The organism is Halopseudomonas yangmingensis (genome assembly GCF_900114825.1).
Taxonomy (GTDB): Bacteria; Pseudomonadota; Gammaproteobacteria; order Pseudomonadales; family Pseudomonadaceae; genus Halopseudomonas; species Halopseudomonas yangmingensis.
In genome coordinates, this window is sequence record NZ_FOUI01000002.1 from 389,185 (window position 1) to 412,656 (window position 23,472).

Below are 23,472 nucleotides of genomic sequence, written 5' to 3' on the forward strand. Positions count from 1 at the left end.
GGCCTGACCGGCACGCTATGACTTGTTGCCGACCTGCAGCACTATGCCAGTATGCCCGACTACCCAGGCCACCTCACCGGTTTTGAATGGAAGTTCGGATTCGGCATCCCAGCGGGCGCCATTCAGGCTGACCACACCGGCGCCGTTGACAAAATCACTGAGCACCGTGACGCGTGCGCCCAGCAGACCGGCATCATCCAGATCATGGGTGGACTTGTCTGCCTCTGCCCCATGCATCCAGCGCCGGAAGCGCTGGCGCAGTAAAAAAAGGAACACCACACTGCTGATACCGAACAGGCTTAACTGCACGGCCAGCGAGTCAACCAGCCCGATCAGGGTCAGCAATCCAACCAGCAACGCACCAATTCCGAAAAACACGGCGATCACGCCGGGTACAAAAAACTCGGAAATCAGCAACAGCAATCCCAGCAGCAGCCAGAATGCATAACCGTCAAACGCCAGTGCCTGCCACATTTGTATTCTTCCTTGCCGAGTGGGTATCAAAGGAGACTAACAGATGCCTCATGCCGAAGAAATGCGCGCGACAAAGCACAGACGCCCGCAAAAAGTGAATTACCATTCGTCGGATTAATAAAACAAATAATGCCGTCGCAGACATATTGACCTAACAGTCATATAAAGACCCACCCAGCTGCCGCGCAACAACTGTCTCATGTCGTTTATTTGTCTCACGCAAAGGACTACTCTCAAGGGGCTTTGCAGGTTTCAGCTTGCTGCACTGAGACAACAATTACAACAAGGCCTTTACAGGACTCGCTCACATGAAGAAAACCGCGCTTAGCGTTGCGCTGGGTGTCACCACCCTGCTCGGCGCTACCAGTCAGGCCCAGGCCTTCTGGTTTGGCTCCTCCGACTACACCAAGACCCGTTACCCGATTGTGCTGGCCCACGGCATGCTCGGCTTCGACAGCCTGCTCGGCGTCGATTACTGGTATGGCATCCCCTCGGCCCTGCGCAAGGACGGCGCCAGCGTGTATGTCACCGAGGTCAGCCAGCTGGATACCTCCGAAGCCCGTGGCGAGCAACTGCTGGCCCAGGTCGAGGAAATTGCCGCCATCAGTGGCAAGGGCAAGGTCAACCTGATTGGCCACAGCCATGGTGGTCCGACCATCCGTTACGTGGCTGCCGTGCGACCGGATCTGGTAGCCTCGGCGACCAGCGTCGGCGCGCCGCACAAGGGTTCGGATGCCGCCGACTTCATCCGCAATGTCCCCGAGGGCTCGGCCGGTGAGGCCATGCTGGCGGGCATCTTCAACGGTATGGGCGCGCTGATCAACTTCCTCTCCGGCAGCAGCTCAAGCACCCCGCAAAACTCGCTGGGCACGCTGGAGTCGCTGAACTCCCAGGGCGCCGCACGCTTCAACGCCAAATTCCCCCAGGGCATCCCCACCACCGCCTGTGGTGAAGGGGCCTACCGGGTAAATGGCGTACGCTACTACTCCTGGAGCGGCACCTCGCCGGTCACCAACGTGCTGGATCCGTCTGACCTGCTGCTGGGCGCCACCGCCCTGACCTTCTCCGGCGACAATGACGGCCTGGTAGGGCGCTGCAGCTCGCGCATGGGCATGGTGATCCGCGACAACTTCCGGATGAACCATCTGGACGAGGTCAACCAGACCTTCGGCCTGACCAGCTGGTTCGAAACCAGCCCGGTCTCAATCTACCGCCAGCATGCCAACCGGCTGAAACTGGCCGGCCTGTGAGCCGACAGCGGGCCGACCTGCCGGCCCGCTGACTCCCTGCAGTGATTATGGAACCCTGCCGATGAAACCCCTGGTATATGCCCCCCTGCTGGCCAGTGCGCTGCTGCTTGGCTGGTACCTGCTGCCCGAGCGGGAAACGCCTGAGCCGCGGCAAGCTGCTGTTGCGACGCCCCCGCCTGCCAGCCCCCCAACCGCCCTGCCAGCCATGCTGACAAACCAGAGGCCGGAGCAACCGCCACTGGAAGCCTCGCAACGCGGCACCCAGGTTGACGGTCAGTTGCAGGTGGATGCCAACGGCAACCTGATCGTCACCGACCAGCTGCGCCACCTGTTCGACTACTTCCTTAGCGCGGTCGGCGAAATCAGCCATGCACAGGCACTGCAGCGGATTCGCCAGTACCTGCAGGCCAACCTGCGCGCACCGGCCCTGCAGCAGGCCGAACAGCTGCTGGACAGTTATGTGGAATACCTGCAGGCGTTGATCGAGCTGGAGGAACGCTTTCCGGTGGTAGCCGATCTGGACGGCCTGCGCGCCCGCGAACTGGCCGTACAACGACTGCGCGCCAGCCTGTTTGATGCCGAAGCGCATGCCGCCTTCTTTGCCAAGGAAGAGCTGTACAACGGCTTTACCCTCGATCGCCTGGCCATCCAGCATGACAGCCAGTCAAGCGCGGCGGAAAAGGCCGAACAGATAGAGGCGCTGCGCGAGGGACTGCCGGAGGAACTGCAGGCCCTGCTGGTGCCGCAACTGCACAGTGAACTGCGCCAGCAGACCAGTCAGTTGCAGGCACAGGGCGCCAGTGCCGAGGAAATTCGCGAACTGCGCATGAATATGGTCGGCCCGGAGGCCACCGCGCGGCTGGAAGCGCTGGATCAGCAACGCAACCAATGGCAGCAACGCTTCCAGCGTTTTAGCGAGCAGCGCCAGCAGATACTGCGGCAATCAGGATTGGCTGACAGTGATCGTCAGGCGGAGCTAGAGCAGCTGCTGCACAGCCAGTTCACCGACAGTGAACGGCTGCGCGTGCTGAGCTTGCTGGAACTGCAGGGCGACTGAACTACTTGCGTGTCCAGCCGCCATTCAGGCGAATGTACTGACCGGCTGGCGTGCGCTCGATAGCCTTCTTGCCGGCCATGGCCTCGACATCGCCGAGGTTGATGCGGTTTTCCGTGGCCAGCCGCTGGTATTCCGCGCGGCGCGCCTGATTGATCAGCCGGGTAATGGACTCAGCCTCGGTGCCAGGACGCACCACGCCGAGATAGCCGTCGACCTGCTCACCCACCTGGCCAGCCGCCTTGGCCGCCGGCAACGCAGTCATCGCCTGACTCAGATCCATTGCCAGCAAGGAGCCGCTGAACAGCAGGGTCAGCAGCAAAAGTGTATTTCGTGTCAGTGCGCGCATGATCAGGCTCCCTAGAACAGTCCGCTGGATTCGCTGAACAACTCATCCAGCTGCTTGTCGACCTTGACGTAAATCTCGTGCTGAATCTTCACGTTGAGGTTGATATTGATCGGCTCGTTGGGGGCCTGCAACTTCACGGTTGGCGCACAGCCAGCCAGCCAGAACAGTGCGGCAAGCACCAGTAACCCTCGGCTCCAGTACATCGGCGTTTCTCCTGTCAGGGCTGCAGACGCTGTTGCAATACGCGCTGCTCGACCCGCTTCCTGATGATCTCGCTGAGCTGTCCGCTGAGTTGCAGGCTGGTCAGCAAGGCTGGAATATCCTCTTCCAGATTGATGTTCAGATGCACCGGCCGGCCACCCTGCAACTTCGGGTTGGCGCCTTCCAGGCGCAATCCAAGCTGCAATCGCCCGTCGGGGGCATACTCCAGATCACTCTGCAGCAGTGTATAGCGAAAGTCGTCCAGTGCCAGTGCCAGTTCGGCCATCGCCGGATTGCCACGACCCATGGCGGCCAGCGCTGGCGTGCGGTACTGCAACACACCACCACTGCGCGCGCGCAGCCAGCCACCACTGATGCTCGGACCCGCCGCGCTGAGGCGCAGCGGCAGCCGTCCATCAATCAGGCCATCGCCATACAACCCTTCGGTAGGGTAGACCTCCAGCAGGCTGGCCAGTTCCAGCCCGCTCAACTGCAGCTCCAGCAACTGCTCATCCTCGCCCAGCTGCAAGCGCTGCGGCGTCACGCTGATCTGCGCCCCCAGCGCCTGAAGCGTGGCGCGCTGCAGCTGCAACTGGCCGGCCAGCGGTGCGCCCAGCGTGGCGCGGTACTGCGCCGCCAGCTGCAACGGCCCCAGTGGCAGGCCCGGATCAATCTGCGCCAGCTGCATGTCCGCCACCTGCAGCTGCAGTTGTTCGCCATTCAGGCTCAGCTGCAAGGGCAATTGCAGCCCGGAAAAACTGCTGCGGTCGTAAATGCCCGCCCCCCCGTCCAGCTGCAGCAAAAAGCTGGCCCGATCCAGCCCGCTGCTGCCATGCAGCTGGCCCTGCCCGCGCAGGCTGCCGGCGGACAGGCTGAGCAGCGGCGGCCAGTCAGCCAGGCTGGCCGCCAGCGGGTTACCTGCGGCAAAGTCCAGTGCGACCAGCTCAAGCGCGGCCTGCCAGCCAGCGGCCTTGGCCGGCCAGCGCCAGTCCAGCTCGGCCGCCAGTCCGGCAGGGTTGTGCAGCCGTGCACGCAGCTGCATATCCGCAGCACCGCTCAACTCACCGTCCAACTGCCAGGATTGGGTCTGCAACAGCGGGTGCTGCAGGCTGTCGATACGCACCTGCAACGGCAACCGCCAACTGGCGGCAGCCTCCGCCAGCGGCAAACTCAGGCGACTGCCGGCCAGACCAGCCCGCAGCCCCTGCAAGCGCAGCTCAGCCGGCGCCAGCTGTAACACGCCCAGCTGCAGGCTGGCATTGCGCAACAGCTGCAGCTGCAGACCGCTTGCATCCAGCTGCAGCCCTGCCAGAGCCTGCACGCGCAGGCCCTGCAAGCGCAGGTCATCAAATTGCAGTGAGTCAGCCTGCAGCTCCAAACGCATTGCCTCGGCAGCGATCTGCCAGTCTGGCAACAAGCCCAGCATCAAGGGTCCCTGCAGGCTGGCCTGCCAGGGTCCTTGCAGCTGAAGCTGAACATCCAGCGCCAATGCCTGTTGTCCGTCGAGGGCCTGATCCTGTGCTTGCAAGACCAGAGTCAGTTGCCGCGGCTGCAACTCATCAGGCAGCCAGTCATCCAGCAAGCCAGTCTGCGGCTGCAATATCCATTCGCCACGACCTTCATGCAGCTGCCAGCGGCCCTGCTCCAGACTCAGCGACAACCGCTGCTCGCCACGCAATTCACCCAGACCGGGAATCGCTGCAGGTTGCTCAAGCACCACCTGGGCGCCCAGTTGCAACTGCTGCTGCAACAGCTCAGCGGGCTGCTGCGGCCAACGCTCACCCTGCCAGTCCCAGCCGAGGGTCATCTGCAACCCCTCGGGCAGGTCGGCAAGCGGTAAGCTGTGCTGCGGCAGCCATAACCCCAGCAGCGCCATCAGCTGCGGACTACCCGGCCAGTCGGGGATGCGCAACCAGCCCTGCCAGTGCGCCCGGTCAGCGGCACTTTGCTGCCAGTCGGCATGCATCTGCAGCGCCTCACGCCCGTCCAGCTGCCAGTCACTGCCGAGCTGCCAACCCTGCGCCTGTACCTGCAGGCGCCAGTCGCCGCGCAGCTGCAGCCCTTCGCTGTGCGCCTGCAGCTGGCCGTGCATTTGCTGACCAGTGCGCTGGCTGTGCAACGCCCCCTCAACCAGGCAACGCCGCCCGGCACAGGGCAACTCCAGCTGCAATTCGGCTATCTGCACGACTTGCGGTAACCAGCCCAGTGCCGCCAGCCATTCACGCGGATCGGGCAAGGGGGCTGGTTCTGACTGCGGCGGCGGCAAGGGGTCCCAGTGCAGCCGCAAGTGCCCGATCTGCACCTCGCGCAGCAGCCCGTCGCCCGGCCATTGCGGGCGCAAGACCAGTTGCTGCACGTGCACACGGGCGCTTAGCTCAGGCTGTTCGATATTCAGCTGCAACTCACCGAGCTGCAGTGCCCCGCCGCGCCAGGCCAGTCCCTGCCAATGGGCCACCTGCACGCCGGCCTGACGCAGCTGCTGCAATACCAGCGCGCCGGCCAGCAGCACCAGCGCCAGCAGCACGGCCAGCGCGAGCAAAGCCCGCCGCCACAAGGTTGTCACCCGCACGTCCGTTTCCCCACCACGCAGACCCTCGCCGTATTCAGCCACTGCCGCTCAGGTTAGCATGCGTCATCGTCCCCGCACGGAGCCAGCCATGCCTCGCACGCGACCGCCCCAACGCCCATTACGCCGCTGGCTGCTGGCCGCACTGCTGCTGGCATGGCTGATCAGTGCCCTGTATGCCGGCTGGCGGCCGCTGCCGGACGGGCTGTCGATGCAGTACCCGGCGCGCAGTGCAGAGGATCTGCAGCTGCTGGTGGACCTGAGCTGGCAGGAGGCCGATGGGCAGCTGCATAGCCAGCAGCAGATTTTCGACGAGACGCTGACCATGATCGCCGCCGCCGAGCGTTTTATTCTGCTCGACATGTTCCTGTTCAACGACTTTGCCGGCAGCGACAGCTACCGCGCCCTGTCCGGCGAACTGACCAGCGCGCTGTTGCAGGCGCGCCAGCGCAACCCGCAGATGCCGGTGGTGCTGATTACCGATCCCTTCAACACCCTGTATGGCGGGCTGCGCTCGCCGCACCTGGAACAGCTCGAACAGGCCGGCGTGCAACTGGTGTTTACCGACCTGCAGCCTTTGCGCGCATCCAACCCGCTGTGGACCGGACTCTGGCAGCTGTGTTGCCAGTGGCTGGGCAACAGCCCTGACGGCGGCTGGCTGCCAAACCCGGTCGGCCCGGGCAAGGTCAGCCTGCGCAGCTACCTGCACCTGCTGAACTTCCGTGCCAATCACCGCAAGACCCTGGTTACCGGGCTGGCGGACAGCTGTCAGGCACTGGTCGGCTCGGCCAACCCGCACGATGCCAGCAGCCGGCATGCCAACCAGGCCCTGCGCTTTGCCGGTGGCGCCGCCGCCGACCTGCTGGACAGCGAGCTGGCGCTATTGCCAACCCCGGACCCGCGCCTGCACTGCCCGACCGGGGCGCCAGCCGAGAGCGGCAGCCAGCTGCAGGTACTCACCGAGGGGGCGATCGCCAGGCAATTGCTGGCACTGGTCAACAGCAGCCAGGCCGGTGACCGGCTGGATCTGGAGGTGTTCTACCTGTCGCACCGCGAGCTGATCGAGGCACTGCAGCGGGCGCAGCAACGGGGTGTGGCGGTGCGGGTGTTGCTCGACGCCAACCGCGATGCCTTTGGCCGGCAGAAGAATGGTATTCCCAACCGTCAGGCCGCCTGGGACCTGCAGCAGGCCGGGATTGCGGTGCGCTGGTGCGCCAGCAGTGGCGAGCAGTGCCACCGCAAATGGCTGCTGCTGCAGCGCACTGACGGCAGCGCCGCACTGCTGGCCGGCTCGGCCAACTTCACCCGGCGCAATCTGGACGACCTGAATCTGGAAACCAGCGTGCTGCTGCAGGGCCCGGCTGAGGAGCCCAGCCTGCAACAGGCGCTGACGCTGTTCGAGCGACTCTGGAGCAATCAGGACCGCGAGTGGTCACTGCCCTACGCGCAGTACGCCGACCACAGCCGCTGGCGTTACCTGCAATACCGGGTGATGGAAGCCAGCGGGTTGTCGACGTTTTGAGTGCATGACTGAGATGCAGACATGTGAGCGGCGGTTGCCGGTGTACTGTTCCGGACCGTCGACGCCCTGGCAGGAAATTGCTCCTGCATTTCCTGCACTTCCGCCATCCTTGGCGGTCGGACGGGCGTCGCCGAGCCCCCATGGATGGGTTTACGGCGTGTCCGGAACAGTACACCGGCAAACGGCTGACACCAGATCAGCAGTCCGCCAGACACCCGGCCAGAATATCCATGCCCTGCTGCACCTCGACATCACTGGCGGTCAGCGGCACCAGAATGCGGATGACATTGCCGTACTGACCACAGGACAGCAGGATCAGCCCGCGCTCACGGGCCATGCCCACCAGCTTCGCCGCCAGCGCCGAATCCGGCTTGCACTCGGCATCGAACAGCTCACAGGCGACCATCGCCCCCAGCCCGCGCACATCACCGATACGCTTGTCGGCCTCGGCCAGCGCCCGCAGTCGCTGGCTGATCAGCTCGCCCAGACAGCGACTGCGCGCCAGCAGGTTCTCCTCCTCGAACACCTCCAGCACCGCCAGCGCCGCCGCACAGGCCAGCGGACTGCCGGCATAGGTGCCACCGAGACCACCGGGCGCCAGTGCATCCATCACCTCGGCGCGCCCGCAGACACCCGCCAGCGGAAAACCACCGGCAATCGACTTGGCGAAGGTGGTCAGGTCCGCCGCCACACCCATCTGCTGCATGGCAAAGAAACTGCCGGTGCGCCCGGCGCCGGTCTGCACCTCATCAGCCACCAGCAGAATGCCATGCTGGTCACAGAGCGCACGCAGGCGCTGCATAAAGGCCGGCGTGGCCACATAGAAACCACCCTCGCCCTGCACCGGCTCAATGACGATGGCGGCGATATCCCGTGGCTCGGCATCGTTCTTGAAAATCCGCTCGATGCTGGCCATCGCATCGTCCTCGCTGACCCCGTGCAGCGGGCAGGGGAACTGCGCGCGATAAACGCCACCCGGCATCAGGCCCATACCGGCCGAATAGGGCACCACCTTGCCGGTCAGCGACAGGGTCATCATGGTGCGGCCATGGTAGCCGCCGGTAAAGGCGATCACCCCGGCCCGACCGGTGGCGGCACGGGCAATCTTCACGGCGTTTTCCACCGCCTCGGAACCGGTGGTGACCAGCAGGGTTTTCTTCTCGAAATCACCCGGCACCAGCGCATTCAGCCGCTCGCACAGCTCCACATAGGGCTCATAGGCCAGCACCTGGAAACAGGTATGGGTGTAATGCTCCAGCTGGCGCTTCACCGCATCAATGATTTTCGGGTGGCGATGACCGGTGTTAAGCACCGCGATACCGCCGGCAAAGTCGATGTACTGTCGCCCCTCGACATCCCACACGGTGGCGTTCTCTGCCCGCTCGACAAAAATCGGATGAATCTGGCTGACACCACGCGCCACCGCCTTGTTCCGGCGCTGCATCAGCGAATCGTTGCTCTTGCTCATGGAATGCCTCGGTTAAAAGGGGTTGAACCTGCGAACGGCACGCTGACTGCGGCGTTGCCGGTCATTACAAAACTCAGATTCCGCCCAGACACAGATACTTGATCTCCAGATAATCCTCGATACCGTACTTCGACCCCTCGCGGCCCAGCCCCGATGACTTCATGCCGCCAAAGGGCGCCACCTCGGTGGAAATCAGCCCGGTATTGATCCCGACCATGCCGTACTCCAGCGCCTCCGCCACGCGGAACACCCGGCCCAGATCACGCGCATAGAAATACGCCGCCAGACCGAACTCGGTATCGTTGGCCTGACGGATCACATCCGCCTCATCGGAAAAACGGAACAACGGCGCCAGCGGGCCGAAGGTCTCCTCCCGCGCCACCAGCATCGACGCATCGACCCCGGTCAGCACCGTCGGCTCGAAAAAGAACCCGCCCAGCGCATGCGGCTGGCCACCGCAGAGCACCCTGGCGCCCTTGTCGGTGGCATCCTTCAGGTGACGCTGCACCTTGGCCAGCGCATTGGCATCAATCAGCGGCCCGGTGGTCACCCCGGCCTCGGCACCATTGCCGACTTTCAGCGTTGCCACCGCCTCCGCCAGCTTCGCGGCAAAGGCCTCATACACACTGTCCTGCACATAGATACGGTTGGCACAGACACAGGTCTGCCCGGCGTTGCGGTACTTGGAAATCATCGCGCCCTCGACCGCCGCATCCAGATCGGCATCGTCGAACACGATAAAGGGCGCATTGCCACCCAGCTCCAGCGACAGCTTCTTCAGGGTCGGCGCACACTGCTGCATCAGCTGAATACCCACCGCCGTGGAACCGGTAAATGACAGCTTGCGCACAATCGGATTGGCACACAGCTCACCACCCACCTCACGGGAACGCTCGACATCCGCGGTGATCACACTCAACAGCCCGGCCGGCAGCCCGGCCTGCTCGGCCAGAAACACCATCGCCAAGGCCGAGAACGGCGTTTGCGGCGCCGGCTTGAGCACCATTGCACAGCCGGCCGCCAACGCCGGGCCGGCCTTGCGGGTAATCATCGCACTGGGAAAGTTCCACGGCGTGATGGCCGCCGTCACACCAATCGGCTCCTTCTGCACCAGAATCCGCTTGTCCGGCTGATGACCGGGGATAATGTCGCCGTAGACCCGCTTGCCTTCCTCGGCAAACCACTCGATAAAGGACGCCGCATAGGCAATCTCGCCCCGCGCCTCGGCCAGCGGCTTGCCCTGTTCGGCAGTCATGATCCGCGCCAGATCCTCCTGATGCTGCAGCATCAGGTCGTGCCACTTGCGCAGGATTGCCGCACGCTCCTTGGCGGCCTTGCGGCGCCAGACCGGCTGTGCCGCCTGGGCCGCCAGAATCGCCCTGCGGGTTTCCGCCGCGCCCATGTTCGGCACGCTGCCCAGACGCTCGCCCGTGGCCGGATTGCAGATCTCGGTTCGCCCACCCTGCTCGGCCTCGCACCAGTGACCATCGATAAAGGCTTGCTGACGAAAAAGCTCGGGGCAGTGCAGTTCCATGGGTGGAATCCTCCGGTCGGCACGCAGCGTCATGCATTTGCTACGGCATTGTTTGAAATTTCAAACAATGTAGGCCGCAGAGCCGTCGGGGACAAGGGGGAGAGAAAGAAAAATCCCTCAGCCAGTCACTGCCTCAGGACCTGTTGCCGACAACTGCCAGCGGCTCGTCAAACAGCTCGACAACTCCCTGCTGCCCCTCTTCCAGGAGGCCGGCTACTCGTTGCAGGCTGGCCAGCAACATCAACTGTTCCCAGTCCGGCAACTGGCCGTAACGGCCAAGAAACTCCGCAGGCAGCAACGCCGGTTCAGCCTGGATGGCGGCCGAGCCCTCTTCGGTCAGCGCCAGATGAACCTTGCGCTTGTCGCTCTGGCTACGAATGCGCTCGAGCAACCCGCGCCTTTCCAGTCGATCGACTATGGTGCTGAGAGTCGCCTGGGATACACTTACGCTGCGTGCCAGATCGCCAAGTGTGCTTTCACCGCGTGCCTGAATGCCATGCATGATCAGCAACTGGATAGGCGTCAGACCGCTCTTGCGCCCCAAACGCTTGGCGTGGATTTCGGAGGCGCGCTGCAAGCGACGCAGGGCCAGATACAGATCGTGCATCATGTGCATGAATACAACTCCCGATCGCCGTCCCTACCGGAACGGCAACACAAAAATTACAGCAGTAAATCTGAGAAGCCGGATTTTAAGCTGGAAAATGGCAATAAAACTGAGCAAACAGCGCCAATACTACACCAATTTACTTATATATAAAAATATTCAGGCAAGCCCGAGACGAACCGCTCATGACCCGCGACATCCGGATGACCTGCACCCGCTACAGCCTCTTCATCGCTTTACTGGCCAGTATCTACAGCGGCCAGCCGATGGCCGAGAACGCAAGCCTCGCCCTGCCGGCACAGCGCATTCTCGGCAGTCAGCCCGGCACCGCACACCTGCCGCAACCGCTGAGCCGCAGCATCATCAGTGGCGACCGCCTGAACAACGCAAACGCCGGCGCACACATCTCCGAAAGCCTGCAACAGGTGCCCGGCCTGCTGGCACTGGATCGCCAGAACCACGCCCAGGACCTGCAGATCTCCTCACGCGGCTTTGGCGCACGTGCCAGCTTCGGTGTGCGCGGTGTACGCCTATCGCAGGACGGCATTCCCCTGACCATGCCCGATGGCCAGGGCCAGCCGGCACTCTTCGATCTGGACAACCTGCAGCGTCTGGAGGTGCTGCGCGGCCCGCTGGCCAGCCTGTATGGCAATGCCTCCGGCGGCATCATCCAGGCCTTCAGTGCTGAACCCCCTTTGTTTCCGACTCTCGACAACCGCAGCGCTGCAGGCAGTGACGGTTTGTGGCGCAGCCGGTTACGCTATGGCGCCCAGTACGGCGATCTGAACCTGTCGACCAACCTGAGTCGCCTGGAAAGTGACGGCTACCGCGATCACAGCCGGGTTCGCCGCGACACCGGCAACCTGCGCCTGGGCTGGGATATCGACGAGCTATCCAGCCTGACTTTACTGGTCAATAGCCTCGACCAGCCCGACACCCAAGACCCCCTCGGCCTGAGCGCCAGCGAACTGCGCGCAGATCGCCGCCAGTCGGTCGCCGCCAGCCGCCTGTTCAACACCCGCAAAAGCGTCCGCCACCAACAAGCCGGGCTCAACTACCAGCGCCAAGTGCACAACGCAGACCAGCTGACCTTTATGTTGTACGGCGGCACCCGCGACGTGCAGCAGTTTCTGGGCTTTCCCGGCGACAACCAGCAGCGGCCGGATGGCAGCCTGCGTCCAGGCAGCGGTGGCGTGATCGAACTGGACAGAAGCTTCCACGGCGGCGAACTGGGCTGGGAGCGCCAGACACTCCTGTTCAATCAGCCGCTGCAACTGGCTGCCGGGCTCACACTTGACCATCAGGGCGAACAGCGTCGCGGCTTCGTCAACCTGCGCGGCAGCAAAGGGGAGCTCAGGCGCAACGAGTACAATCGCGTGGACAGCCGTGACCTGTGGCTGATCAGTCGCTGGCAACCGGCAGCGCGCTGGGAGCTGACCGCCGGCCTGCGCCACAGCCGCATCACCTTCGACTCCGACGACCGCTATATCGCGGACACCAGCGACGACAGCGGCCAGCTGCGCTTCCGGCGCAGCAGCCCGGCGCTGGGCCTGAGCTGGCAGTGGACGCCGCAACTGAACCTGTATGGCGCACTCGGACAAGGCTTTGAAACGCCCACCTTCCAGGAACTCGCCTACCGGCCCGAAGGCACCGGCCTGAACCTGGCACTCAAGCCGGCACGGTCGACCAATGCCGAGCTCGGCCTGCGCTGGCAACACCAGCACGGCCAACTCGACCTGGCGCTGTTTGAAAGTCGCGTACGCGATGAGATCATCCCCGGCGAGCCACAAGCCGGCACCGACCGCAGCACCTTCACCAATGCCGCCCGTTCACAGCGGCGCGGCATCGAACTGCAACTGCAGCAGCAACTGGACCATGGCTTCAGCAGTCATCTCGCCTGGACCTGGCTTGACGCACGCTTCCAGCGCTACCGGCGTGCTGACGGCAGCGACCTGGGCGGACGCCAACTACCCGGCATCCCCCGGCAACTGCTGTATGCCGAACTGCAGTGGCAGGCAGCCGGCAGCGGCTTCACCAGCGCCCTGGAGCTGCAGCACATGAGCCGCCGCTACGCAACCGACGACAACCGCGCCGACACGCCCGGGCATAGGTTACTGCACTGGCGTGCCGCCCATCGCCAGCAGATCGGCAACTGGCGACTCGAACCCTTTGTGCGCATCAATAACCTGACCGACCGCCATTACGTCGGCAGCCTGATCGTCAACGCGGCAAACCAGCGCTACTACGAACCCGCTCCCGGCCGCCAATGGCTGGCCGGTGTCGGACTGGAGTATCAGTGGCGCTGAGCAAACCGAGGGACGCGGGCATCTCCGACAAACGATGATTGACCCGCCCCGGACAGCCGCCCGAATATTTCAATATTTTTGACACAAAAATCCTTTTACTGACAGACACCACTAGCTGAACCAGACACAGAAAAAGGAATAAGAGACTGCATCCGCTGCCGTCCACAGACAACCCCACACCCCCTTTTGCGTTTGTTATTTTTGACATAGACTCTGGGCATTCACCCGCCAGTCCAGCCCAGGAAACCGCCATGGACAGCTTGCAAGACCCCGCCAGCCTGCTGAGCAGCCAGAACCTCGACGCCTTCTGGATGCCGTTCACCGCCAACCGCCAGTTCAAACAGCGCCCACGCCTGCTGGAAAGCGCCGAAGGCATGTACTACCGCGACGTCGACGGCCGCCCGATCCTCGACGGCACCGCCGGCCTGTGGTGCTGCAACGCCGGCCACGGCCGGATCGAAATTGCCGAAGCAGTCAGCCGGCAAATCAGCCACATGGACTTCGCCCCGACTTTCCAGATGGGCCACCCGCTGCCCTTCGAACTGGCCGAACGACTCGCCGAGATCGCCCCACCCGGCCTCGACCGGGTGTTCTTCACCAACTCCGGTTCGGAATCGGTCGACACCGCCCTGAAAATCGCCCTGGCCTACCACCGCGCCCGTGGCGAAGGCACCCGCACCCGCCTGATCGGCCGAGAACTCGGCTACCACGGCGTCGGCTTCGGCGGCATCTCGGTCGGCGGCATGGTCAACAACCGCAAGGCCTTCAGCGTGCAGCTGCCCGGCGTCGACCACCTGTCACACACCCTCGACCTGGAACGCAACGCCTTCACCCGAGGCCTGCCGGAACACGGCGCCGAACTGGCCGAGCAGCTGGAACGGCTGGTCACCCTGCACGGCGCAGAAAACATCGCCGCCGTGATCGTCGAACCCATGTCCGGCTCGGCCGGCGTGATACTGCCGCCCAAGGGCTACCTGCAACGCCTGCGCGAGATCACCCGGCGCCACGGCATACTGCTGATCTTCGACGAAGTGATCACCGGCTACGGCCGCCTCGGCGCACCCTTCGCCGCGCAGCGCTGGGGCGTCACCCCGGATATCATCACCACCGCCAAGGGCCTGACCAACGGCGCCATCCCGATGGGCGCGGTATTCGTCAACCGCATCATCCAGGACGCCTTCATGCACGGCCCGCAGGGCATGATCGAACTGTTCCACGGCTACACCTACTCCGGCCACCCGGTTGCCGCCGCCGCTGCCCTCGCCACCCTCGACATCTACGCCCGCGACGGCCTGCTGCAACGCGCCCTGGAACTGGAAGACTACTGGCAGGAAGCCCTGCACAGCCTCAAGGGGCTGCCGCACGTGATCGATATTCGCAACACCGGCCTGGTCGGCGCCGTGCACCTCGCCAGCCGCGACGGCGCCCCCGGCAGCCGCGGCTACGACGTCTTCGAGGAATGCTTCTGGCAGGGCGTGATGGTTCGCTGCACCGGCGACATCATCGCCATGTCACCGCCGTTGATTGCCGAAAAGGAACATATTGACCAGTTGGTTGAGGTCCTTGGCCGGGTGATTGCCAAAACGGCATAACGACACTGCCAGCACCAACTGGTTTCGCTGATCACAGCACAATAATTTGGACGGGCCATGTCGGGCCTGTTGGCGTGGACCGTCGATGGCATGGATGCCATCGACGAGCTACATGGACGTACTTGCCGCGTGTCCACGCCAGCAGGCCCGACATAGCCCGATGCACCGAACTCGAACCGCACGGACTACCAGGAACCGACCCCATGACCCTGCAACTGACCCACTTTATCAACGGCCAACGCACCGCCCCCAGCGCCCGCAGCCAGACCGTCTTCGAACCGGCTACCGGCCAGCCGCGTGGCGAGGTGTCACTGGCCAGCGCCAGCGAGGTTGAGCAGGCCATCGCCCAGGCCAAGGCCGCCTTTCCCGCCTGGGCCGCCACCACCCCGCTGAACCGCGCGCGCATCCTGTTCCGCTACAAGGCCCTGCTCGAACAGCACGCCGACGAACTCGCCGAGCTCATCACCCGCGAACACGGCAAGGTCTTCGACGACGCCAAGGGCGAACTCACCCGCGGCCTCGAAGTGGTCGAGTTTGCCTGCGGCATCCCGCACCTGCTCAAGGGTGAACACAGCGAACAGGTCGGCGGCGGCGTCGACGCCTGGTCAGTCAACCAGCCGCTCGGCGTGGTCGCCGGCATCGCCCCGTTCAACTTCCCCGCCATGGTCCCCATGTGGATGTTCCCGATCGCCCTCGCCTGCGGCAACTGCTTCATCATGAAGCCCTCGGAAAAGGACCCCAGCGCCCCCCTGCGCCTCGCCGAACTGCTGAAGGACGCAGGCCTGCCGGATGGCGTATTCAACGTGGTCAACGGCGACAAGGAAGCGGTGGACGTACTGCTGACCCACCCTGACATCCAGGCCGTCAGCTTTGTCGGCTCCACCCCGATCGCCGAATACATCTACGCCACCGGCTGTGCCCACGGCAAACGCGTACAGGCGCTTGGCGGTGCGAAAAACCACATGGTGGTCATGCCCGACGCCGACCTCGACCAGGCGGTCAACGCCCTGATGGGCGCCGCCTACGGCAGCGCCGGCGAACGCTGCATGGCCATCTCGGTGGCCGTCGCCGTGGGTGATCAGGTGGCCGACCAGCTGATCGCCGCCCTTGCGCCCAAGGTGCGCGCCCTGAAAATCGGCGACGGCATGAGCCCCGGCATGGAAATGGGCCCGCTGGTTTCCGCCCAGCACCTGGCCAAGGTCAAGGACTATGTGGATGCCGGTGTCAGCGAAGGCGCCGAGCTGGTGGTCGATGGCCGCGAGCACAAGGTGCCCGGTCTGGAACAGGGCTACTTTATGGGTGGCTGCCTGTTCGACCGGGTCACAGCGGACATGAGCATCTACCGCGAGGAAATCTTCGGCCCGGTACTCTGCGTGGTACGGGTGCCCGACTACGCCAGCGCGGTCAAACTGATCAACGCCCACGAATACGGCAACGGCACCGCCATCTTCACCCGCGATGGCGACAGCGCCCGGCAGTTCTGCAACGAAATTCAGGTCGGCATGGTCGGCGTCAACGTACCGATACCGGTGCCGATGGCGTTCCACAGCTTCGGCGGCTGGAAACGCTCGCTGTTCGGCCCGCTGCACATGCACGGCCCGGATGGCGTGCGCTTCTATACCAAGCGCAAGGCAATCACCGCGCGCTGGCCCACCGGTATCCGCAGCGGTGCCGAATTCATCATGCCGACCATGAAGTGAGGCGCCCATGCCGATCAACGACATTATCGACCTGGCCAGTACCGACAGCCCCGCCGAGCACTACCGCCCGGCGGCGGAGAAAATCCTCGCCGGCGACCCGGCGCAGTGGGTGCGCAACCACTACAGCAGCCCCTGCCAGCAATTCCACTGCGGTATCTGGGAAGCCGAGCCGGGCCACTGGACCATCAGCTACAGCGAGCATGAGTACTGCGAGATCCTCGAAGGCGAATCGGTACTGCATGATGCCGACGGCGGCAGCCGCCTGCTGCGCGCCGGCGACCGCTTCGTGATCCCCGCCGGTTTCTGCGGCAGCTGGGAAGTGCGCCAGCGCACCCGCAAGGTCTATGTGATCTTCGAGCAGGCAGAGCCATCGGCGCCAGCAGGAAACTAATGGTCCATACGTGACCAGTCAGTTACATTCCTCGTCAACCTGAGCATTCGAACAACGCCCGATGCCAAATTTTCCGGCATTGTGCAGACGCGTCGCCACTGCCGACCTCTGCCAGGGCCCAGCGAGGAGTTCAATCTGATGTCGCGTTTGCCGGTCATCGTCGGATTCGGCGGCTACAATGCCGCCGGCCGCAGCTCGTTCCACCACGCCTTCCGGCGCACCGTGCTGGAGTCCCTGCCGGACGCCGAGCGTCAGCAAACGCTGGCCGGCCTGGCGGTGCTGATGAAACTGGTCAAGGTGGAGAATGGCGAGTATCGGGATGCCGATGGCCAGCCACTGGATCTGGCCGCTATCGAACAGCGCTTCGGCGAGCAGATTGTTGCCGGCACCCTGGTACGGCGCATCGAAAAAACCCATCTGGATGTGGACGCCGCGCACTGGCAGAAAAACCTCACGGTGACCGGTGAAGCCGGCAAGCCTTTCTCCTTTATCACCCTGGCCAAGCAGTTGCCCGAACCCTTGCCAACCGACTGGGTGGTCGAGCCACTGAATGACAGCGACGTACTGGTCACCGTGTACGACGGCTGCGACCTCAAGGTCGACAGCTACCGTGCGCTGCCGGTGAAATCCGCCGGCCAGCTGCCGACCGGCTTCGAGCCGGGCGAACACTATGCCTCGCGCTTCCACCCGCGCGGCCTGCAACTGACCATAGTCGCCGCCACCGATGCGCTGCGCTCGACCGGCATCGAGTGGAGCGAGATAGTCAACCGCGTGCAGCCGGATGAAATCGCCGTATTCGCCAGCAGCGCCATGAGCCAGCTCGACGACAACAGCTTTGGCGGCGTCATGCAGTCACGCCTGAAGGGCAACCGGGTCAGCGCCAAGCAGCTGCCGCTGGGCCTGAACAGCATGCCGGCGGACTTTATCAACGCCTACATCCTCGGCAGCGTCGGCACCACCGGCGCCATCACCGGCGCCTGCGCCAGTTTCCTGTATAACCTGCAAAAGGCCATCGACCTGATCGACAGCGGCAAGGCCCGGGTGGTACTGGTCGGCAATGCCGAGGCGCCGATCACCGCCGAGTGCATCGAAGGCTATGGCGCGATGAGTGCACTGGCCACCGAGGACGGCCTGCGCAGCATCGAAGGGCAGGACGATGTCGACTTCCGCCGCGCCAGCCGGCCGTTCGGGCAGAACTGCGGCTTCACCCTTGCCGAGTCCGGGCAGTTCTTCGTGCTGATGGACGATGCACTGGCAATCGAGCTGGGTGCCGACATCCATGGCGCCGCCACCGATGTGTTCATCAATGCCGACGGCTTCAAGAAGTCGATTTCCGCGCCCGGTCCGGGCAACTACCTGACCATGGCCAAGGCGGTACATGCGGCCATGCAGATCGTCGGTCCGGAGGCAGTACACGGTCGCAGCTTCGTGCATGCGCATGGCTCCAGCACCCCAGCCAACCGGGTCACCGAGTCGGAACTGCTGGACCGGGTAGCCGGCGCCTTCGGCATTGCCGACTGGCCGGTCGCGGCGGCCAAGGCCTTTGTCGGCCACTCACTGGCCAGCGCCAGTGCCGACCAATTGGCCTTTGCCCTCGGCAGCTTCAAGTACCAGATCGTTCCCGGCATCAAGACCATCGATGCGGTGGCCAGCGATGTACACCAGCAGCACCTGCGTTTCAGCACCCGCGACATTCCGCGCCAGGACCAGCCGCTGGAGGTGTGCTTCATCAATTCCAAGGGGTTTGGCGGCAACAATGCCAGCGCAGTGATACTGGCACCCGCGGTGGTCGAACGCATGCTGCAAAAGCGCTATGGCGACGCGGTGTATGCCGACTACTGCCAGCGCCGCGAACAGACACGCGCCGCTGCCAGTGCCTATGACCAGCGCGTGCTCAAGGGCCAGCTGGAGGTGATCTACAACTTCGGCCACGGTATGATCGAGGAGGCGCAGCTGGAACTCAGCGAAGACGGCATCCGCATCCCCGGCTTCAGCCAGCCACTGACCTTCAAGGCCGACCGGCGCTTTGAGGATATGCTCTAGGCCGACTGGCCAGCGGCAGCCACGCGCCGTTCTGGCGCGCCTGCCGCTGGCCCAGCCAGGTCTCAGTGCTTGGCGCGTGCTGCGGCGATAAAGGCGGCCATTTCGGCGTTCTTGTCCGCCTCGATCTTCTGCACATTGGGGTTCTGCGCCAGCAGCGCCAGCAGTTCGCGGGCCTTCGGCAGGTCGGCCAGCAGGTCGATGCCGCCGATGCGCTTGGCCACCGTGCAGGCCAGGTCGATGCTGTAGAGGAACATCAGGTCGGCAATGCTCATCTCGCTGCCGGCCACATAGGGCGCGAAGCTGGCATGCCGGCCCAGCGCGGCAACGCCGGCCTGCAGTTCGGCCAGTGTCTTGTCCTTGATCGCCTGATCAACCTTGCCGCCAAAGAACACTTCCGGGTAGCAGGCACGCGCCGGCAGTTCGATATACAGCTCGATTTCCTTGGTCAGCGCGCGTACCCGCGCCCGCTCGTAGGGGTCCTTCGGCAGCAGCGGCTTGCCACCCTGAGTGTCCTCAAGATACTCGAGGATCACGTTGGTTTCGTTGATGATGCCCTCTTCCACTTCCAGGCAGGGCACCTTGCCACGCGGGCTGATGCGCAGGAACTCGGCATCCTGACTCGGATGCACGGTGTTCACATCAAACGCCAGGCCCTTCTCCATCAGCGCCAGCTTGACCATATTGAAGTAGTTGCTTACGGCGAAGCCGTGCAGTCTGAGCATATTGCGATTCTCCGTTGTGGTTTGTGGCCGATCCACACCTGCAACCGGCCGGACAGTATAGGTGCCGGCGTACTTGCCGGTCAGCCATTGTGGACACGCCGTAAACCCATCCCTGGGGGCTCGGCGACGCCCATCCAGGGCGTCGACGGTCCACAACAGCTGACCGGCAAGCACGCTATCGAGCTCGCTGCACTGAGCCGTGCAGTGTTCAGATAAAACAACGACACTACTGCCCCCATGCCACGCCGTCCAGCGCCATCAGCCGGCTGAATGGGGCCCTGCCAGTAACAACGAAACGCCTGCGACAAGCAGTCCATGCTTTTGCCCGAACAACTCGCTAGACTGCAAGGGAAACCCCACCACACAGGCACGGCACCGATGCTCAGCAAAGACGAAATCGACGAAATCAACCTGCTCGCCCAGTTCAGCCTGGACAGCGACCACGCCGGCCTCAAGGTACACAGCCACGAAGCCGACCCGGCGCTGGTGGCCGCCGCCGCCCGCCTGCATGCCCGCGGCCTGATCACCCAGGTCGACGGTGGCTACCTGACCAGCCTCGGCCTGGATGCCGCCGAACACGTCCAGGCATTGCTGATTATCCTGCGCGCCCGCTGAGGTCACTGCGTGGCACAGGAGCCGGAATATCGTCCGCAGATCGAGCAGGGGATCGACCGCAAGGCGCTGAACAACCTGCGTCAGCGCTTTATGCGGATCAACCAGATCCGCCTTCGCCGGGTTCTGCAGGCGTTGCCGCCACGACAGCTGCTCGTGCTGCAGGCTTTACCGATGCTGTTCGACAGCAACCACCCGTTGCTGCCCGGCTTCGTCAGTCGCCACACACCCTGCGGCCTCAGCCAATTCGCCCCTGATGACGACACACTGAAAGCCGCGCACAGCATTGCCCGCAGCTTCAGCTGGCGCAAACCGCCCGCCGGTTTCAAGGCGCAGATCCACGCCCTGTACCTGATGGGTAGCGGCGGCACCATTGGTCAGTCGGACAAGAGCGATCTGGATGTCTGGGTCTGCCATGACCCTGCGCTGGACAATGAACAGCGCGCCGAACTCGACCGTAAATGCCGGCATATAACCGACTGGGCAGCCACCCAGGGCTGCGAGGCACACTTCTACCTGGTGGACGCCGATGCCTTCAGCCGCGGCGAACGCGACAGCCACCTGAGCAGCGAAGACTGCGGCAGCGCCCAGCATTACCTGCTGCTTGACGAGTTCTACCGCACCGCAATTTTGTTGGCCGGCCGACACCCTCGCTGGTGGCTGGTGCCCGACTACGCAGAACACAACTACCCGCACTACGCCGGAGAATTGCTGCGCAAACGCTTTATACGCGCCGACGACAGCCTCGAACTCGGGCACCTGGCCCTGATCCCGCCGGGCGAATATGTCGGTGCCGGGCTCTGGCAGCTGTTCAAGGGCATCGACTCGCCGTACAAGTCGGTGCTCAAACTGCTGCTTACCGAGGTCTACGCCAGCGAGCACCCGCATACACGCTGCCTCAGCCTGGAATTCAAGCACGCCATCTACCAAGGCCGGCTGGATCCGGACGAACTGGATCCCTACGTGATGCTGTACCGGCGTATAGAAGGCTATCTGCTGGGACGTGGCGAACGCGAACGCCTCGAACTGGTTCGCCGCTGCCTGTACGTCAAGGCCGACGTCTACCTTAGCCGTCGCAGCGGGATGCTGGACTGGAAGCGTGTTGTCATGGAAAAACTGGTGCGCGAATGGCAATGGGACAGCCGCCAGTTGCAACAGATGGACCAGCGACATGAGTGGAAGGTTCGCGAAGTCACCCGAGCACAACGCCAGCTGGTCGGTGAGCTGACCCACAGTTACCGCCTGCTGTCACAATTCGGGCGCAGCCAGAACGTGATCAACCAGATCACCCGGCGCGACCTTACCCTGCTCGGCCGTCGCCTGTATGCCGCGTTCGAACGCAAGGCCGGCAAAATCGAACTACTCAACCCCGGCATCTCGCCCGATCTGGGCGAGGCCCTGTTGACCCTGGCCCTGCGCCCGGGCGGCAGTGACCGTGATCCGCACTGGAACCTGTACCGTGGCAATCTGGCCTTCAGCGAACTGTCCGACCATACCCCGCTCAAACGCAGCCGGGAGCTGATGGAGTTGCTCAGCTGGGGGTACCGCAACGGCCTGATCGACCCCGCCAGCCGCTTAACCCTGCATCCGGGCGACAGCGACCTGAGCGAGAGCGAACTGCAGCAGCTGATCACCAGCTTGCGCCAGCATTTTCCGCTGCCGCTGCCCGCACTCACCGAGGCCGCCCTGTCGCGCCCGGCCTTGCCGTGCAAAGTCTTGCTGGTGGTCAATGCCAGCATAGACCCCTTGCCTGGCACCAGTCAGAAAAACCTGCACCTGATCAGCAGCCATACCGACGCACTGGGTTATTCCGGGCTGCGCGACAACCTGGTGCGCAGCATCGACCAGATCAGCCTGAACAGCTGGAACGAGATGCAGGTCAACCGCCATCAGGGTGAACAGGCCTGGCTGCAAGCCTTGTGCGATTACCTGAACCGCGCCCTGGAGCAGCAGCACCGACCGGAGGTGGAAGTGGCCTGCTTTTGCCGCAACCGGGGCGCGGCAATCACCGAACGCATCCAGCAGCTGTTCAACGACTGCAGCGAACATCTACTCGGGCCCTTGCCAGCCCGTCTGTTGCTGCAGGACCAGCATCACTACCGCCTGCTGGAGCGCCGGGACGACCGGATACAGGCCAGCGCGCTGCTGGACCTGCCCGCCCTTGTCGAACATCTCGGCGAGCAGCCGGCACGCACTCCGCTGATACTCGACAGCTACGCCCTGCGCGGACAGGACCTGGCGCTGATCCTGCAAAACAACCAACCGCGCTGCATCCAGCTGTTTTACCGCATTCTGCCTGCCAGCCAGATCGAACTCAGCGTACTCGATGAAGCCGGCGCCCTGTGGCGTACCCGACTTGCCGGCGACGACGAACAGACACAATTACTGCCGCTGTTACGCTTCCTGCACAACCTGCGCCTGCGTCGTGAGCTCAGCCTGGACTTTTCCAGCCGCAGCGCAGAGACCGACATCCGGCTGTACCAGTTGCTGCCACCGGGTAACGGACTGCCGCTGCGCATCGAAGCGCGCAACCTGCCGGATCACGGGGTGGAAACCGGCTACCTGGACGTGCAGGCAATTGCCGAAGCCAGCGACGGCGACCAGCTGCAAATCAGCATGTTCTGTGGACAACGGGAATTTTCGCAACTGGAATACGGCAGCCGTCTGTACCACGAGGTAGCGGCACACATTCTGCGCCAGCGCCGGCAACAGCAGACCTACCCCTGCTATATCACCGACCTTGACCTATCCCTGATCGACCCGGACGGTAAACTGCACACAGTGATTTATCTGAAACATCGCGAACGCCTGGAGCAGGCACTCAATCAGGCGCTGCAGAGCCTTTGAGACGCGCTGCGGCAGCGGCCACTATCTGCCGCTGCCGCTCATCACTGGCCTGCGCCCATTCAAGGATTTCCCCCAACAGACGCCCGCAGCCAAGGCAGCGCTGCTGCTCGTTCAGGCAGCAGCGGCGCACACAGGGTGACGGCTGGCGTCCCGGCTCAGACACAGGCCGCAACCCGCAGACGGGTAACGCGGGTGCGCAGACACCCCGGCACCGGTATACTGCTGTCATTTGCC

Annotated in this window: 19 protein-coding genes; 10 read left to right on the top strand and 9 right to left on the bottom strand. The window is 63.8% G+C overall.

Going from position 1 to position 23,472, the window contains the following annotated elements; translation table 11 throughout:
* Positions 1-15: 15 nt before the first annotated feature.
* Positions 16-474 (bottom strand): NfeD family protein, encoded by a 459-nt coding sequence (locus BMZ23_RS03970; RefSeq protein WP_093473000.1) that lies wholly within the window; start codon positions 472-474, stop codon positions 16-18.
* A gap of 308 nt (positions 475-782) precedes the next feature.
* On the opposite strand from BMZ23_RS03970, the gene BMZ23_RS03975 reads away from it, so the two are divergent.
* Positions 783-1,724: a triacylglycerol lipase gene (locus BMZ23_RS03975; protein WP_093473003.1), complete on the top strand. Its 942-nt coding sequence runs from the start codon at positions 783-785 to the stop codon at positions 1,722-1,724.
* A gap of 61 nt (positions 1,725-1,785) precedes the next feature.
* Positions 1,786-2,781 (top strand): lipase secretion chaperone, encoded by a 996-nt coding sequence (locus BMZ23_RS03980; protein ID WP_093473006.1) that lies wholly within the window; start codon positions 1,786-1,788, stop codon positions 2,779-2,781.
* 1 nt (position 2,782) lies between these two features.
* Here the strand turns inward: BMZ23_RS03980 and BMZ23_RS03985 are convergent, their stop codons facing one another.
* Genes BMZ23_RS03985 through BMZ23_RS03995 form a run of 3 tightly spaced genes read right to left on the bottom strand, consistent with a single transcriptional unit; the run spans position 2,783 to position 5,897 of the window.
* On the bottom strand, positions 2,783-3,127 hold the full coding sequence (locus BMZ23_RS03985; protein WP_093473010.1) for a YdbL family probable chaperone protein: 345 nt from the start codon (positions 3,125-3,127) through the stop codon (positions 2,783-2,785).
* Between the two features lie 11 nt (positions 3,128-3,138).
* A complete protein-coding gene (locus BMZ23_RS03990) occupies positions 3,139-3,330 on the bottom strand; it encodes a YnbE family lipoprotein (RefSeq protein ID WP_093473013.1) in 192 nt (63 codons plus the stop codon).
* A gap of 14 nt (positions 3,331-3,344) precedes the next feature.
* Complete coding sequence (locus BMZ23_RS03995; protein ID WP_218143561.1) at positions 3,345-5,897, bottom strand: intermembrane phospholipid transport YdbH family protein; 2,553 nt, start codon at positions 5,895-5,897, stop codon at positions 3,345-3,347.
* An 88-nt stretch (positions 5,898-5,985) separates the two neighbouring features.
* On the opposite strand from BMZ23_RS03995, the gene BMZ23_RS04000 reads away from it, so the two are divergent.
* Positions 5,986-7,416 carry a phospholipase D-like domain-containing protein gene (locus BMZ23_RS04000; protein WP_093473019.1) on the top strand — a complete coding sequence of 477 codons (1,431 nt, stop codon included), beginning with the start codon at positions 5,986-5,988 and terminating at the stop codon, positions 7,414-7,416.
* Between the two features lie 196 nt (positions 7,417-7,612).
* Here BMZ23_RS04000 and gabT read toward each other — a convergent pair whose 3' ends face one another.
* From gabT to BMZ23_RS04015, 3 genes are all read right to left on the bottom strand, one after another.
* The gene (gabT, locus tag BMZ23_RS04005) at positions 7,613-8,884 is read right to left on the bottom strand and encodes a 4-aminobutyrate--2-oxoglutarate transaminase (RefSeq protein ID WP_093473022.1); all 1,272 of its coding nucleotides are present in this window, start codon (positions 8,882-8,884) and stop codon (positions 7,613-7,615) included.
* 73 nt (positions 8,885-8,957) lie between these two features.
* The gene (gabD, locus tag BMZ23_RS04010; RefSeq protein WP_093473025.1) at positions 8,958-10,418 is read right to left on the bottom strand and encodes an NADP-dependent succinate-semialdehyde dehydrogenase; all 1,461 of its coding nucleotides are present in this window, start codon (positions 10,416-10,418) and stop codon (positions 8,958-8,960) included.
* Positions 10,419-10,551: 133 nt separating this feature from the next.
* A complete protein-coding gene (locus BMZ23_RS04015; protein ID WP_093473028.1) occupies positions 10,552-11,034 on the bottom strand; it encodes a MarR family winged helix-turn-helix transcriptional regulator in 483 nt (160 codons plus the stop codon).
* A gap of 176 nt (positions 11,035-11,210) precedes the next feature.
* Here BMZ23_RS04015 and BMZ23_RS04020 point away from each other — a divergent pair, with 176 nt between their 5' ends.
* The 5 genes from BMZ23_RS04020 (at position 11,211) to BMZ23_RS04040 (ending at position 19,057) form a co-directional block, all read left to right on the top strand.
* Positions 11,211-13,331: a TonB-dependent receptor family protein gene (locus tag BMZ23_RS04020; RefSeq protein WP_093473031.1), complete on the top strand. Its 2,121-nt coding sequence runs from the start codon at positions 11,211-11,213 to the stop codon at positions 13,329-13,331.
* A gap of 251 nt (positions 13,332-13,582) precedes the next feature.
* Complete coding sequence (gene aptA, locus BMZ23_RS04025; protein ID WP_093473034.1) at positions 13,583-14,923, top strand: omega-aminotransferase AptA; 1,341 nt, start codon at positions 13,583-13,585, stop codon at positions 14,921-14,923.
* 203 nt (positions 14,924-15,126) lie between these two features.
* A complete protein-coding gene (locus tag BMZ23_RS04030) occupies positions 15,127-16,623 on the top strand; it encodes a CoA-acylating methylmalonate-semialdehyde dehydrogenase (protein ID WP_093473037.1) in 1,497 nt (498 codons plus the stop codon).
* Positions 16,624-16,630: 7 nt separating this feature from the next.
* On the top strand, positions 16,631-17,014 hold the full coding sequence (locus tag BMZ23_RS04035; protein WP_093473040.1) for a cupin domain-containing protein: 384 nt from the start codon (positions 16,631-16,633) through the stop codon (positions 17,012-17,014).
* A 138-nt stretch (positions 17,015-17,152) separates the two neighbouring features.
* Positions 17,153-19,057: a beta-ketoacyl synthase gene (locus tag BMZ23_RS04040; protein ID WP_093473043.1), complete on the top strand. Its 1,905-nt coding sequence runs from the start codon at positions 17,153-17,155 to the stop codon at positions 19,055-19,057.
* 62 nt (positions 19,058-19,119) lie between these two features.
* Here the strand turns inward: BMZ23_RS04040 and BMZ23_RS04045 are convergent, their stop codons facing one another.
* Positions 19,120-19,779 (bottom strand): glutathione S-transferase family protein, encoded by a 660-nt coding sequence (locus tag BMZ23_RS04045; RefSeq protein ID WP_093473046.1) that lies wholly within the window; start codon positions 19,777-19,779, stop codon positions 19,120-19,122.
* Positions 19,780-20,157: 378 nt separating this feature from the next.
* On the opposite strand from BMZ23_RS04045, the gene BMZ23_RS04050 reads away from it, so the two are divergent.
* Together BMZ23_RS04050 and BMZ23_RS04055 are read left to right on the top strand one after the other, a co-directional pair.
* Entirely contained in the window at positions 20,158-20,394 is a 237-nt protein-coding gene (locus tag BMZ23_RS04050) for a TIGR02647 family protein (RefSeq protein ID WP_093473049.1), read from the top strand.
* A 9-nt stretch (positions 20,395-20,403) separates the two neighbouring features.
* Positions 20,404-23,238 (top strand): class I adenylate cyclase, encoded by a 2,835-nt coding sequence (locus BMZ23_RS04055; RefSeq protein ID WP_093473052.1) that lies wholly within the window; start codon positions 20,404-20,406, stop codon positions 23,236-23,238.
* Here the strand turns inward: BMZ23_RS04055 and BMZ23_RS04060 are convergent.
* Positions 23,213-23,467, bottom strand: a complete 255-nt coding sequence (locus BMZ23_RS04060; RefSeq protein WP_093473055.1) for a DUF1289 domain-containing protein — start codon at positions 23,465-23,467, stop codon at positions 23,213-23,215. The two genes, BMZ23_RS04055 and BMZ23_RS04060, sit on opposite strands and share 26 nt — an antisense overlap.
* Positions 23,468-23,472: the final 5 nt, after the last annotated feature.